Here is a 13943-nt window from a genome sequence, read left to right on the forward strand (position 1 = left end):
CCTTGCAAAATCGCGGACAACGCGAGCTTTCAAAATCGCATGTAGCGTCCGGGCAACAACCTTTGGTCGCTGCAAGCGGACTCACGTCGCCGCAGGCAAGACCGATCGCTGAAGTCCGGACGCGATGGCGCGTCAGGCCGTCTTGATCCAGACGGCCTTCACGTTGAGATATTCCTCGACGTGCTGCTTGCCGGATTCGCGGCCGTAGCCGCTCATCTTGTAGCCGCCGAAGGGCACAGCCGGGTCCATCGCCTGGTAGCAGTTCACCCACACCGAACCGGCACGGAGCCTCTTCGCGACCGCATGCGCCTTGCTGACGTCCCGGGTCCACAGGCCCGAGCCGAGACCGAACGTGGTGGCGTTGGCGCGCTTGACCAGCTCGTCCATGTCCTTGAACGCGATCGCGGAGATGACGGGACCAAAGATCTCCTCTTGCGCAATGCGCATATTGTCCTGGACGCCAGCGAACACCGTCGGCGACACGAAGAAGCCTTTTGCAAGCGCGCCTTCGGTAACGCGGCCACCGCCGGCGAGCGCCTTGGCGCCTTCCTTCTGTCCGATGTCGAGATAGCTGGTGACGCGCTCGAGCTGCTGCTCGGACACCAGCGGTCCGATCTGGGTGTTGGGATCGAGGCCGTTGCCGACCTGCAGCTTCTTGCCGAACTCGGCGACACGTCCGACGAATTCCTCGTAGATCGACTGCTCGACGAACAGCCGGGTGCCGGCGCTGCAGATTTGCCCCGAATTGGCAAACACCGCCATCGCGGCGCCCGGCACGGCCGCATCGAGATCGGCGTCCGCGAAGACGATGTCCGGTGACTTGCCGCCGAGCTCGAGCGAGACACGCTTGAGGTTGCCGGCCGAGGCACGGATGATCGACTGGCCCGTGACATGCGAGCCGGTGAAGGCAACCTTGTCGACGTCATGGTGCGAGGCAAGCGCCGCGCCCGCGGTCTCGCCGTAGCCGGGCACGACGTTGATGACGCCGGGCGGCACGCCCGCTTCCATCGCGAGCTCGGCGATGCGCAGCGAGGTCAGCGGCGCCTCCTCGGCGGGCTTGAGCACGACGGTGCAGCCGGTCGCGATCGCCGGACCGATCTTCCAGATTGTTGCAGTCAGCGGACCATTCCAGGGAATGATGGCGCCGACGACGCCGATCGGCTCCTTCAGCGTGTAGGAAAAGATTTCGCCGGGCAGCGAGTTCTCGATGGTCTCGCCATGGATCGCGGTGGTCTGGCCGGCATAATAGCGCAGCATGCCGACAGCGCGCAGGCGATAGGCACGGGTACGGCTGAGCGGCGCGCCCATGTCGAGCGTGTCGAGCTGCGACAATTCGTCGAAATTCTTCTCGACGAGGTCGGCAAGCTTCAGGAGCAGGTTCTGCCGCTCGAACGGCTTGACCTTGCTCCAGGGACCTTCGAAGGCGCGGCGGGCGGCAGCGACCGCACGGTCGATGTCTTCCTTGTCGCCCTCCGCCACTGTTGCAAGCAGTTCGCCGGTCGCGGGGTTGTGGGTCTCGAAGCGCTTGCCGGAGGCAGCATCGACCCACTTCCCGTCGATCAGCATCTGCTTGTAGGACCCGTTGGCGAACGGATGGCGCGTGATCGGAATAGCCTGCGACACAGCCATGGCTGAACTCCCTGTCGAATGATTGATTGGTTCGATCTGGGCGGGATCGTTAGGTCGATAGAATACTGCGATGCCGGACAGGCGTAAAGGAGAGGCGTAAAGTCGGCGCGGAACGAAGACCTCCCATGCCGACTTGTGCAGGGTCGCGCGAGTGCCATGTTATGGCACGACCGAGCCCCTCCCCGGAGACGATCCATGCCCCACCCCGCCATCGTCAAAGACAATGTTGCCGTGATCACCGGCGGTGCGTCCGGCATCGGATTCGCCGCCGCCGCAGCCTTCGCGCGCGACGGCATGAAGGTGTGTATCGCCGATGTGGATCAGGCGGGACTGGCGGATGCCGCGACAAGACTCTCATCCCTGACGTCCGCCACACACGTGATGACCTTCGCGATTGACGTCAGCAAGGCCGAGAGCGTGATGGAACTGGAGCGCGCCGTGCGCGAGCGCTTCGGCGGCACCGACATCCTCATGAACAACGCGGGCATCCAGCCCGGCAGTACGCTGTTCGGCGAACCCGACAACTGGCAGCGCATCATCGGCGTCAACATGTGGGGCATCATCAACGGCTCGCGCATCTTCGCGCCCAACATGGTCGCGCGCGGCAGGGCGGGGCTCATCATCAACACCGGCTCGAAGCAGGGCATCACCACCCCGCCCGGCGATCCCGCCTACAACGTCTCCAAGGCCGGCGTGAAAGCTTTTACGGAGGCGCTCCAGCACGAGCTGCGCAACACTGCGGGCTGCCGCATCACCGCGCATCTGCTGATTCCCGGTTTCGTCTTTACGGGCCTTACCGCGAAGGGCCGGACGGAGAAGCCGGCCGGCGCATGGACGGCCGAGCAGACCGTGAATTTCATGCTGATGCGGCTGGAGGCCGGCGATTTCTACATCCTGTGCCCGGACAACGACGTCCCGCGCGCGCTCGACGAAAAGCGCATGCTGTGGGCCGCCGGCGATATCGTGGAGAACCGCCCGCCGCTGTCACGCTGGCATCCGGACCATGCGGATGCATTCGCGAAATTCGTGGAGGGGGATTAGGCTGTTTGATCCTCATGGTGAGGAGCGCGGAACGCGCGTCTCGAACCATGCAGGTCCGGTGGGCCTCGATCCTTCGAGACGCCCGCTCCCAGCGGGCTCCTCAGGATGAGGGTTTACACAGGGGGCGCTCTACAGCGTCTCTTGCTGATGCCCGCAATTCTTGCAGGAGAACTTGATGCGGGTTTGCCCCTTTGGCGCCTGCACACGGTTCGGGGCGCCGCATTTACCACAGACGGCCTCGATGCGGGTATCGCCCTGCTTGACGACGACGGTTTTCTTTTCCATCGATTCGCGGATCAGGCGCTCGGCCTCCTCACGCAGGGATTGTTTCGACAAAGCTCGTCTCCGCCATAAATGCGGGCGAGGCTTATCCCACCTGCGGCGAAATCACAATCCGAAACGGCTGCTCAGACCTCGACAATCACGTAGCTGTCCTCGACATGCACCGGAAACGTCTCGGCGACATACGGACCTTTCTGGAGTTCCTCGCCCCGCTCCACCGCGACCGGATATGACCTAATCTTGACGCGCTTCGGGTCGAACCAGGATTGGCCGTTGCGCATGTCGAACTCCCAGCCATGCCAGGGACAGCGCAGCATCTCGCCGACGCGCGAGCGCTGATAGATGCCGAGCTCGGGCGAGGTCAGTCGCGCGACACAGGCCGCTTTCTCCAGCGGCGCGCCTTCGTGCGGACAGCGGTTCAGCAAAGCGAAGAACTCGCCATTGACGTGGAACACGACAATGTCGCGGCCGGCGACATCGACGACCTTGTTGCCACCGGGTGGGATCTCCGAGGTGGACGCGACGATGTGACGGGCCATACCGTGCAGACCTCCTCAGAACTTGTAGACCGCGCGGGCATTGGTGCTGAAGATCTTCTTTCGCTCGGCTTCCGTCAGCGGCGTCTTGAAGGCGAAGCGCGGATCGTCGAAATCCCAGTGGGGATAGTCCGACGAGAACAAGAGACGATCGATGCCGACCCATTCGATTAGCGAGCGCAGGTGCCGGGCTTCGTCAGGTTCGTCGATCGGCTGCGTCGTGAACCAGAAATGCTCGCGGACATATTCTGACGGCTTGCGCTTGAGATGCGGCACCTCGCTGCGGAAGCGCTCGAAATGCTGGTCCATCCGCCACACCGCGGACGGGATCCAACCGAAGCCGCCCTCGATGAAGACGAACTTCAATTTTGGAAAGCGCTCCGGCACGCCCTCGATCACGAGGCTGGCAAGCTGCGCCGCAATCGTGTGCGCGTTGGACTGGTGCTCCTCGACATAATAGGACGGCCAGCCGCCACCGGTCGGCGCATGCCCGCCATAGCCGCCGACATGGATGCCGAGCGGCAAGCCCAGCGCCTGCGCACGTTCGTAGATGGGCCAATAGCGGCGGCGGCCGAGCGGCTCGTTGGCGCGCGGCGAGACGTTGATCTGGACGTACTCGCCGATTTTCGCGCAACGTTCGATCTCGGCAATGGCGAGATCAACGCCGTCCTGGCCGACCAGGATCGAAGCTTTCAGACGCGGGTCGCGATGCGACCAGAACGCCAGTTGCCAGTCGTTGATGGCGCGCTGGATCGCGGCGCCGAATTCGAGGTTCTGCTGCGAGAAGATGAAGAGATCGAGCACCTGCAAAATCCCGAACTCGACGTCGAGCGGATCGAGATGCTGCTTCTGCATGAAGGCGAGATCCGAGCCGGGCGGTCCGCCGGTCGGCGGCCAGGCATCGCGGCGCGCGATCAGCGGCGAGGAGCGCGGATAGGGCGTGGTGAACAGATAGGGCGTGCGCAAATGGCTGCCATATTCCTTCAGATGCTGCTGCCAGCGTTTGGGCAAGAACTCGTTGAGGTCGTCGGGCGAATGCAGGCTCGGATGGACGTCGCAATCGACGATGCGCAGCCGCGAAGCGGCGGGCTTCTCGTCTTCCCGCAGCGGGCGGTCGATGACCTCATCCATGCGAACCTCCAAAGTCAGTTGGCGAGCGACAGCCGCGGAAACGTCTCCAGCGGGTTGTCGACGCACATCTTCGAGATAATGCTATTCGGCAGGTTCGGCGGGATCGGATCGTCGCCGTCGAACTGCCAGTGCGGATAGTCGGACGCGAACAGGAACATTTTTTCCGAGCCGATCTGGTCGATGATCTCCTCGACGCTTCTGGCGTCGCCCGGCGCATCAAACGGCTGCATGGTGACGCGGAAATTCTCGCGAATGATCTCAGCCGGCTCGCGCTCGACCCAGGGCACCTCGACGCGCACTCCGCGCCAGGTCTTGTTGGCGCGCCACATGAAGGCCGGCAGCCAGCTTACGCCGGATTCCATCAGCACGACCTTGAGGTTCGGAAACTTGCCGAACACGCCCTCATAGATCAGGCTCAAGATCTGCGCCTGAAACGCCTGCGCCTCGACGAAGTAATATTCGTAGCGGTGCGACGGCCATCCGGCCGAACTCGGCGCCTGCCGATATTGCGTGCCGGCGTGGATCGCGAGCGGCAGCTTGTACTTTTCCGCGAGCCGATAGACCGGCCAGAAATGCCGCCGTCCCAGCAGCGTCTCGCCCTGCGCCAGCACGAGGATCGAGACGAAGCGGTGATCGCCGGCGCGGCGCTCGATCTCCTCGACCGCCAGATCCGGGTCCTGCATCGGCACCACGATCGAGGCACGCAAGCGCGGATCGCGCGACAGCCACTCAGTCGCGATCCAATCGTTGATCGCCTTGCAGAAGTCGGCCGCCATGTAGGGATCGAACACGGCCTGAGCGCCGTAGAGCACGTTGAGGATCGCGTGGCTGGCACCCAACTGCTCGAATGCGCCCTTCTGTACCATCGCAAGATCGGAACCAGGCTTTGCGCCGTTCGCCGGACGCCAGTCGGTACGGCCCGCCAGCGGCATGCTCGGTGGATAGGAGGTGAGATCGAATCCATCGATGGCGCGGCTCACCACCTGCTCTTTCCAGTGATCGCTGAGATAGGGCAGCAGCGTCGTGCGCGTGCCACCAACCGCCGGGTGGATGTCGCAGTCGATCCGCGTCGCTGCCATGAGGTTCCTCGCCGAGATCTTGTAAGCACATCTTATTGGCGGCGTTCTTGTGCGCCGCCTGTAAAGACTGCCCCTGCCCGTGCGGTTGCGCAAGAGCGCACGCCCGCGCGATCGTCATGGCTATGTTGCATTTCGCAGGCGCGATATGAGCTGTGGCGAAATGCGTTCCGGCGCGCGAAGCCGCGGAGCGCATTGCTCCGCTGCTTCCTTGCGGATTGTCTATGCCAGTCAGGCAGCCTTGGAGACTTCCATCAGCAGACGTTCCGCCTTGGCATCCTCGATGCGGTTCACCATCCGGCTACTTTCATGGTTGTCGCGGACCGTCTTGGTCAGGGTGATGCAAGTCTGGATCAGCATGACGATGCCCATGGTGAGATAACCCTTCATCCAGAGGTCGATCGGGAGGAAGAAGATGCCGATGGCAATGAGGAACGCGGAGGCTGCGAAGGACGCGTAAGTGAAAGTCACCCAGGCGCCGCTGTGGGGCTGGCCGTTCTGGTTCATGATGGTCTCCTGTTGGTTCCAATGATGGAGTTGGGATCAGGCAGTCGGCATGCGCTTGGACTTCAACCGCGCCAGCACGTCGTCCGCGGTCGTCTTGAGCCGGGGGCCAAAACCCTGCTCGGCGAGTTTTTCGGCGGTGGCGAGCGGACCGGTGGCCGCATCGAGCTCGACCAGCGCGTCGTCGGCGGCCTGGGCTTCCATCTGCCGCTCACGAAGTCGCCTCAAAGTGCTCTCCGCCTCCGGCAGTGTGGATTCATAGGGGCGTGCCGCCCCGATGCCGCTGCGGCGAAGCGAGCGCACCGCCTCCGAGGCACGGGCGACGCGGCGGCCGCGGTCGAGCTCGGTGATGCGGGCCTGCGCGCTTGCGACGTGCCGCTTCAGCCGCGCGATTTCGGTTGCGAACAGCGCACGTGCCGTCAGTGCCGCATCGCGATCGGCCTCCAGACCTGCGATGGCTTCGGCGGCATCGTTGGCGAGATCCTCGCGGCCGCCATCGAGCGCCGCTACCGCGCGCGTCTCGAGATCGGCGATGCGGGCGACGGTCGCCTCGAGCTTGCGGCCTTCCTGCTGGTCCTGGGCGATCGCCAGCGCCAGCGTCCGTTTGGCACGCTCGACGGCGGCGGCCGCGTCGCGCATCTGTTGATCGAGGATCAGAAGGGCCGTCCGGTCCTCCAGCTCCTCGCCGGCGGCGGCCACGCTGCCGCGGAAAAGCGTCACTACGGTCTTGAACATCTGAAGCTCCCTGTTATGAGCGTTGCTCACGGATGGTTTGTAGCAATAAACTTGAACATCGTTCAATAAATATTTGAGCAATGCTCAGAAATTTGATCGCGGATGACTAAGGCATTGGAACGTCGAGAGAACCTTCGATCCGACCTGGTCCTGGCGGCGGAACGAATGATCGCCGACAGGGGATTGGCGGGCCTGAAAACCCGCGATCTCGCCCGCGAGATCGGCTGCGCCAACGGCGCGGTCTACAATCTCGTCGCCGATGTGGATGAGCTGATCCTGCGCGTGGGCTCGCGCACCTTGCTTCGGCTCGACCAGACCCTGAGCGTGGCGGAAGGTGCGGGCGAGCCGTCGCCACAGGAGATTCTGGTCCGCATCGCCCTCGCCTATTGCGATTTCGCCGCGGAGAATCTCGAACTGTGGCGCGCGCTGTTCGAGCACCGCATGGACCCCGACAAGCCCCTCCCCGACTGGTCCATCGACGACCAGATGCGGCTGTTCCGCCATGTCTACCAGCCGCTGGCCGCGCTGTTTCCACAACGCAGTCGGGAGGAGCTCGGCATCACCGCGCGCAGCCTGTTCTCGGCGGTGCATGGCATGGTGGCGCTGGGCCTGGAGCAGAAGCTGGTCGCGGTACCACTGCCGGCGCTCCGGAAGGAAATCGCGGGCCTGGTGCGCGCGATGATTGACGGACTGATCGCGCGGGCGGCGTAGAGGCCGGGACAGCACAGCTCAACTGTCGGCCACGCCTGACTAAAATTTCACCTGTCGCGGCGCATGCAGCGCGCCTAGCTTCGCGAGGTTCACGCCTCTCTCGGGAGCCTCCCATGCCCCTCCTCATCCGCGGCAGCACCGTCGTCAATCATGATCATTCGCGCCGCGCGGACGTGCTGATCGACGGCGAGACCGTCGTCGCGGTCGGGCAATCGCTCGATGCGCCGACGGGGTGCGAGATCATCGATGCGGGCGGCGCTTACGTCATCCCGGGCGGCATCGATCCGCACACCCATCTCGAAATGCCGTTCATGGGCACGGTCACCGCGGACGATTTCGAATCGGGAACCAAGGCGGCGCTGGCCGGTGGCACCACCATGGTGGTGGATTTCTGCCTGCCCGATCCAGGCCAGTCGATGCTCGCGGCCTATCAGGAGTGGCGGCACAAATCCGAGAAGGCGGCCTCCGACTACGGCTTCCACATGGCGGTAACGTCGTGGTCGAAGCAGATCCATGACGAGATGGAGACCGTGGTCAAAACCTACGGCATCAACACCTTCAAGCACTTCATGGCCTACAAGGGCGCGCTGATGGTGAACGACGACGAGCTCTACAACTCGTTCGCTCGCTGCGCCCATCTCGGCGCCATGCCGGTCGTGCATGCGGAGAACGGCGACGTCGTCGCCCTGATGCAGGAGGCGCTGATCGCGCGCGGTGTCACCGGGCCCGAGGGACACGCTTATTCACGACCTCCGGAGGTCGAGGGCGAAGCCACCAACCGCGCCATCATGATTGCCGACATGACGGGGACGCCGGTCTACATCGTGCACACGAGCTGCCGCGAAGCGCATGAGGCGATCGCGCGCGCACGTGCGGCGGGCAAGCGCGTCTACGGCGAGCCGCTGATCCAGCACTTGCTGCTCGACGCGGGTGAATATCAAAACAAGGATTGGGATCATTCCGCGCAGCGCGTGATGTCGCCGCCGTTCCGCGACAGGTCGCATCAGGATAGTCTTTGGGCCGGCCTGCAAGCCGGCTCGCTGCAGGTGGTCGCGACCGACCACTGCGCCTTCACCACCGAGCAGAAGCGGTTCGGGCTCGCCGATTTCAGGAAGATCCCGAACGGCACCGGCGGCCTCGAAGATCGCCTCGCGCTGCTGTGGAGCGCGGGCGTCACCACGGGGCGGCTGACGAAGGAAGAATTCGTCGCCGTGACCTCTGCGAACATCGCCCGCATCCTCAACATCTATCCGCGCAAAGGCGCGGTCGCCATCGGCTCGGACGCGGATATCGTGGTTTGGGATCCCAAGGCGAGCAGGACCATCAGCGCGAAGCGGCAGATGAGCCGGATCGATTACAACGTGTTCGAGGGCTTTTCATGCACCGGCGGACCGGCGGCGACACTGTCGCGCGGCCGAATCGTCTGGAAAGATGGCAATCTGCGCGCCGAGGCCGGCGACGGCCATTATGTCGAGCGCCCGGCGTTCTCGCCCGTGCATGTCGCCAATTCCACCTGGAAAGAGCTGACCGCCCCGCGGGCCGTGAGCCGCGGCGCGGTGACGCCGTAGAACTGAAGGTCCGCGCAGCATGCGACGCCGTGAAGCGCGGCCGATGGCATGCGCCTTGCCTCTTTATGGTGCAAATCTCTCTGGAGTGAGGCACCCATGAGCGCATCATCTTTCAACCTAAACCGCCGCGGCGTGCTCGGCGGTCTCGGCCTTGCCGGAATGACCGCCCTCGCTCCGCGCTTTGCCTCGGCGCAGGGGCGCAGCGAGACGCTGCTGGTGGTGCAGGAGCTCGGGCCGAACTCGCTCGACATGCAGGGCGTCGGCTCCAACCAGACCGTGAACGGGCTGTCCTGGAATTGCTACGATCGCCTGCTGAGCTACGCCTCGAAGACGCTCCCCGACGGCACCCTGACCGCGAAAAGCTCGCGCCTGAACTCGCCGAGAGCTGGGAGGTTGCAACCGACGGCATGTCCTGCACTTTCAAGCTACGGAAGGACGCCAAATTCCACGACGGTACGCCGGTCACGGCGAAAGACGTCAAATGGTCGTTCGACCGCGCGGTGAAGGTCGGCGGCTTTCCGACCTTCCAGATGTCGGCGGGATCGCTGGAAAAGTCCGAGCAGTTCATCGTGGTCGACGACCACACCTTCCGCATCGACTATGTGCGCAAGGACAAGATGCTGCTGTTCAACGTCGCGGTGGTCGTGCCCTTCATCATCAACTCGGAGCTCGCGAAAAAGAACGCGACGTCGGAAGACCCGTGGGCACTGGCGTGGCTCAGGAACAACGAGGCCGGCGGCGGCGCTTACAGGATCGAAAGCTGGAAGCCGGGCAGCGAGACGGTGCTGGCGCGCTTCGACGATTGGAAGAGCGGACCTCTCCCGAAGCTCAAGCGCGTGATCGCGCGCGACGTCCCCTCCGCCGGCACCCGCCGCGCTATGCTGGAGCGGGGTGATGCGGATATCTCCAGCGGCTTTGCGCCGCGTGACTTCGAGCAGATCATCAAGGAAGGCAAGGTCAAGGTCTCGGGCGTGCCGATCCCGTACGCGCTCTGGTCCGTCGCGCTGAACACGGCAAAGCCGCCGTTCGACAATGTGAAGCTGCGCCAGGCCGTCGCCTGGACGATGCCCTATGAACAGATCCAGAACAGCGCGTTCTTCGGACGCGCCGTGCCCATGTATGGCGGAGCAGCGGACGTCTCAAAGCCGGTCTGGCCGCAGGCGTTTCCCTACGCCACCGATCTCGACAAGGCCAAGGCCCTGATGAAGGAGGCGGGATTCGAAACCGGCTTGGAGACGACGTTGTCGCTCGACACCGGCACCGCCACGGTCGGCGAGCCGACCGCGATCCTGATCCAGGAAAGCCTCGCCAAGATCGGAATCAAGGCGGCGATCGACAAGATTCCCGGCGCGAACTGGCGCACCACGCTGAACAAGAAGGAGCTGCCGCTCGCGCTGAATCGTTTCAGCGGCTGGCTCGATTATCCCGAATATTACTTCTACTGGAATTTCCACGGCAACAACTCGATCTTCAACATCTCCTCCTACCAGAACAAGGAAATGGACGCGCTGATCGACAAGGCGCGGTTCACCACGGATGCTGCCGAGTACGACAAGGCCGTGAAGGATTTCATCGCGCTCTGCATGCGCGATGTTCCCGTCGTCCCGCTCAACCAGCCGATCCACGATGTCGCCATGCAGAAGGCCATCACCGGTTACGAGTTCTGGTTTCATCGCGAGCCGGACTACCGCCAGTTCGCGAAGGGCTAGTTTTGGCGGGCGACGCTGACGGTGCTTGAGACGGCTCGCGCCTGCTCGGACGGGAAACCCCGCGCGAGCCGCGCTTCGCTCGCGCGCAGCATCGCCGTATTGAGCCTGCCCCGCCGCGATCCATCCAAGGCGCAAGCAAAAATCCGGTAGAATTGCGCGCCGTCATAGGCGACCAGCAGCAGATCGACGCCCGCGTTGATCGCCTCGACAACGGCCTGGCAGACGTCGTGCTGGTAGATCGCGCCCATCACGAGATCGTCGGTCATGACGACGCCCTGATAGCCCCATTTGTCGCGAATAATCTCCTCGACGACACGCTTCGAATGCGAGGCGGCGCGATCGGGATCGACGGCCGTGAGCGTGACGTGGCCGACCATGAGCGCGCTGCGCGAATGCGACAGCACCTCGCGGAACGGAAGCCAGTCGGTTGCTTCCAACTCCTTCACCGGCGTATCAAGATTGGCGCTGAAATGATGCGTGTCGGTGCGCACGCGCCCGATGCCGGGAAAATGCTTGAGCGTGGCGCCGACGCCGGATTGTTCCAGCCCGCGTACATAGGCGCTCGCGATCGCGCTGACCACGGCGGGATCGGTCGCAATCGCGCGCTGACCGATCAGGGTGTGGAAGTCGAGGCGATTGCGCCGGACCGGCGGTTTGAGATCGAGCACCGGCGCCAGATTGAGGTTGACGCCGAGCCCGGCGAGTTCACGTCCGTGGATGCGGCCGAACTCTGCCGCTTTGGCCTGCTGGTCATCGGGAGCAAGCCCGGCGAGCGTCGCCAGCGCCGGCAGCTTCGTCAGCGGCGGCGCAAGATGCCCGACGATGCCGCCCTCCTGGTCCGCCGCAACGACCAGCGGCGGCAGGCCGGCGGCGCGCCGCTTGTCCTGTAGCGCCGCGATCTCGGCACGCAGCGCCTCGACTGTCCGGCCCCGGATGTTGTGCCGGGTGACGTAGACACCGCCGATCAAGCCTTGCTCGGCGAGGCGCGCGACCTCCGGGAGGGAGGAATAGCCGACCATGAAGTGAGGTCCGAGCTGACCCGCCTCGGCCGCACTGGCGGCAAGAACATCGTGCTTGCGCAGTTCGAATTTCAGGTGCGCCGCCGACATCAGGAGCGGCGGAACGCACCAGAGCATGACGAGCAGCTTGCCGGCGGTTGTGCACCAACGTCCCCTGCGCAGCAGCACGATGACGATCACGATGCTTGTGACGACAAGCGCGATGTTTCCGGCGCCGCGCAGCACGAGCAGATAGGGATCGTTCTTGTTAGCGGCCGCAAATGCGACGAGAGGGGCGGCCAGCCAGAGCAGGATGAGACCGGTGCGGTTTAGGAGCTGCATGATGCGTCACGCCCAAGGTGATGTATGCATCGCACCTATCAAAGCGATTTGCGCCGCGTAAGGACTAAAACCGCGCCTGCACATAATCTGCAAAAGACTCCTGAAGCCGTGCAGACGACGATCCCGCCTTCTGCACAAACGACGTTCAGACTTCGTGATGCCACCCATCACGAAAGGTCTTCTTGAAATGACGAGCCTGGCTTCGACAATTGCAGCGGAAATCCAGCCGATCAGGCATTCCTCGATCCCGGCCAAGGTCGGCCTCGCGCTGGTTCTCGCTGCGCTCGCCGACTGGCTGTTCTATGGTCCGAGGATCGGGCTGTCGCTGACGCTGTTTGTGATCGCGATGGCTTGCGTGTCGATGCTGTTCAATCATGCGGCTCTGGATCTGCGGCGCGCCATGATCGGCGCGGCCATTCTCGTCGCCGGCCTCGCACCGGCGGTCGAGGAGCTCAACATGCTGTCCTTCCTGATCCTCACCATGGCGCTGGCCATTGCGCTTCTGATCGCGACCAATCCGGAAACGACCGGGCTCACTGAACGTGCGCGCGCGCTGCGCAATTTCTTCCTGCTCGGGCCCTTCAGATTCTTCCTCGACGCGCTGCAGATCTTCAACATGTCGGGATTCACCCGGGGCATCGCACTCTGGCTGATGCCTGCTGTGATGAGCACCGTCTTCGTCGCGCTGTTCGCGGCGGCCAATCCGGTGATCGAGCAGTGGGTGTCTCTGCTCAATCCAAAGCTCATCTTCGAGTATATCAGCATCCCGCGCGTGCTGTTCTGGACCATGATGCTGGCCCTGGTCTGGCCGTTCATCCATGTGCGCTGGCGGCGCAGGACGATTGCCACCACGACGGTCGTCGACGGCTCCGTGCCGCCGCCGCTGCCGTCCCAAGTCTCGGCTCAGTTCCTGGGCCCCTCCACCATCCTGCGCTCGCTGATCCTGTTCAATCTGCTGTTCGCGGCACAGTCCATTCTCGACGGCATCTACCTCTGGGGCCATGTCGCGCTGCCGGCCAATTTGACATATGCGGGCTATGCCCATCGCGGCGCCTACCCGCTGATCGCCACCGCCCTCCTCGCCGCCGCCTTCGTGCTAGTGGCGATGCGTCCGGGTGGACCGGTCGAGAAATCAAAGGTGATCCGGCCGCTGGTCTATCTCTGGGTCGGGCAGAATGTGCTTCTGGTCGCGTCCTCCATCCTCCGCCTCGACCTCTACGTCGACATCTACATACTGACCTATTGGCGCATCGCCGCCTTCATCTGGATGGGGCTGGTGGCGCTCGGGCTGATCCTGATCGTGGCCCGGATCGTGCTCGACAGGTCCAACCAATGGCTCGTCGGCGCCAATCTGATCGCGTTAACGATCGCGCTGTATGGCTGCTCGCTGATGAACTTCGATGCGTTCATCGCCGACTATAATCTGAGCCACAGCAACGAAATGTCGGGTAAGGGCTTGAGCATCGACGCCAATTATCTCCTCACACTCGGGCCGCAGGCGCTGCCTGCGATCGACAAGGTCATCGCTCATCGCCCGGGCGACAACTGCCTTGTGTCGCGGCGCGATCGGCTTGTAGAAGTCCAGCGTCAGGATATGGCCTGGCGGAGCTGGGGCTTTCGGAACTGGCGGCTCCAGCGCAGGCTGGACGCGCTGGAGAAAGTTCGGCCGGCAGGCTGACGG

Annotated in this window: 12 protein-coding genes and 1 pseudogene; 5 read left to right on the plus strand and 8 right to left on the minus strand. The window is 63.8% G+C overall.

Going from position 1 to position 13943, the window contains the following annotated elements; all coding sequences use genetic code 11:
* Window positions 1-132 precede the first annotated feature (132 nt).
* Window positions 133-1629 (minus strand): aldehyde dehydrogenase family protein, encoded by a 1497-nt coding sequence (locus IVB48_RS25640; protein ID WP_247357883.1) that lies wholly within the window; start codon window positions 1627-1629, stop codon window positions 133-135.
* Between the two features lie 195 nt (window positions 1630-1824).
* Between IVB48_RS25640 and IVB48_RS25645 the strand changes: the two genes are divergently transcribed.
* Window positions 1825-2670, plus strand: coding sequence for an SDR family NAD(P)-dependent oxidoreductase (locus IVB48_RS25645; RefSeq protein ID WP_247404093.1), 846 nt, complete (start codon window positions 1825-1827; stop codon window positions 2668-2670).
* A gap of 129 nt (window positions 2671-2799) precedes the next feature.
* Here IVB48_RS25645 and IVB48_RS25650 read toward each other — a convergent pair whose 3' ends face one another.
* The 6 genes from IVB48_RS25650 to IVB48_RS25675 form a co-directional block, all read right to left on the minus strand.
* Window positions 2800-3006, minus strand: coding sequence for a hypothetical protein (locus tag IVB48_RS25650; protein WP_247404096.1), 207 nt, complete (start codon window positions 3004-3006; stop codon window positions 2800-2802).
* Window positions 3007-3077: 71 nt separating this feature from the next.
* Window positions 3078-3491 carry a Rieske (2Fe-2S) protein gene (locus IVB48_RS25655; protein WP_247404099.1) on the minus strand — a complete coding sequence of 138 codons (414 nt, stop codon included), beginning with the start codon at window positions 3489-3491 and terminating at the stop codon, window positions 3078-3080.
* A 15-nt stretch (window positions 3492-3506) separates the two neighbouring features.
* On the minus strand, window positions 3507-4619 hold the full coding sequence (locus IVB48_RS25660; protein ID WP_247284685.1) for an amidohydrolase family protein: 1113 nt from the start codon (window positions 4617-4619) through the stop codon (window positions 3507-3509).
* Window positions 4620-4633: 14 nt separating this feature from the next.
* A complete protein-coding gene (locus IVB48_RS25665; RefSeq protein WP_247404102.1) occupies window positions 4634-5698 on the minus strand; it encodes an amidohydrolase family protein in 1065 nt (354 codons plus the stop codon).
* A gap of 228 nt (window positions 5699-5926) precedes the next feature.
* The gene (locus IVB48_RS25670; protein WP_027565500.1) at window positions 5927-6202 is read right to left on the minus strand and encodes a YiaA/YiaB family inner membrane protein; all 276 of its coding nucleotides are present in this window, start codon (window positions 6200-6202) and stop codon (window positions 5927-5929) included.
* 36 nt (window positions 6203-6238) lie between these two features.
* The gene (locus tag IVB48_RS25675) at window positions 6239-6934 is read right to left on the minus strand and encodes a PspA/IM30 family protein (RefSeq protein ID WP_247404105.1); all 696 of its coding nucleotides are present in this window, start codon (window positions 6932-6934) and stop codon (window positions 6239-6241) included.
* Window positions 6935-7036: 102 nt separating this feature from the next.
* Here IVB48_RS25675 and IVB48_RS25680 point away from each other — a divergent pair, with 102 nt between their 5' ends.
* The 3 genes and pseudogenes from IVB48_RS25680 (at window position 7037) to IVB48_RS25690 (ending at window position 10922) form a co-directional block, all read left to right on the plus strand.
* A complete protein-coding gene (locus tag IVB48_RS25680) occupies window positions 7037-7645 on the plus strand; it encodes a TetR/AcrR family transcriptional regulator (RefSeq protein WP_247404107.1) in 609 nt (202 codons plus the stop codon).
* A 113-nt stretch (window positions 7646-7758) separates the two neighbouring features.
* Window positions 7759-9213, plus strand: coding sequence for a dihydropyrimidinase (gene hydA / locus IVB48_RS25685; RefSeq protein ID WP_247404110.1), 1455 nt, complete (start codon window positions 7759-7761; stop codon window positions 9211-9213).
* A gap of 96 nt (window positions 9214-9309) precedes the next feature.
* A pseudogene (locus IVB48_RS25690) lies at window positions 9310-10922 on the plus strand (ABC transporter substrate-binding protein).
* Here the strand turns inward: IVB48_RS25690 and IVB48_RS25695 are convergent.
* On the minus strand, window positions 10919-12262 hold the full coding sequence (locus IVB48_RS25695; RefSeq protein ID WP_247404113.1) for a glycoside hydrolase family 3 N-terminal domain-containing protein: 1344 nt from the start codon (window positions 12260-12262) through the stop codon (window positions 10919-10921). The pseudogene IVB48_RS25690 and the gene IVB48_RS25695 sit on opposite strands and share 4 nt — an antisense overlap.
* Window positions 12263-12449: 187 nt before the next feature.
* Here IVB48_RS25695 and IVB48_RS25700 point away from each other — a divergent pair, with 187 nt between their 5' ends.
* The gene (locus tag IVB48_RS25700; protein WP_247404116.1) at window positions 12450-13940 is read left to right on the plus strand and encodes a DUF4173 domain-containing protein; all 1491 of its coding nucleotides are present in this window, start codon (window positions 12450-12452) and stop codon (window positions 13938-13940) included.
* Window positions 13941-13943 lie beyond the last annotated feature (3 nt).

The organism is Bradyrhizobium sp. 76 (assembly GCF_023073025.1).
Taxonomy (GTDB): Bacteria; Pseudomonadota; Alphaproteobacteria; order Rhizobiales; family Xanthobacteraceae; genus Bradyrhizobium.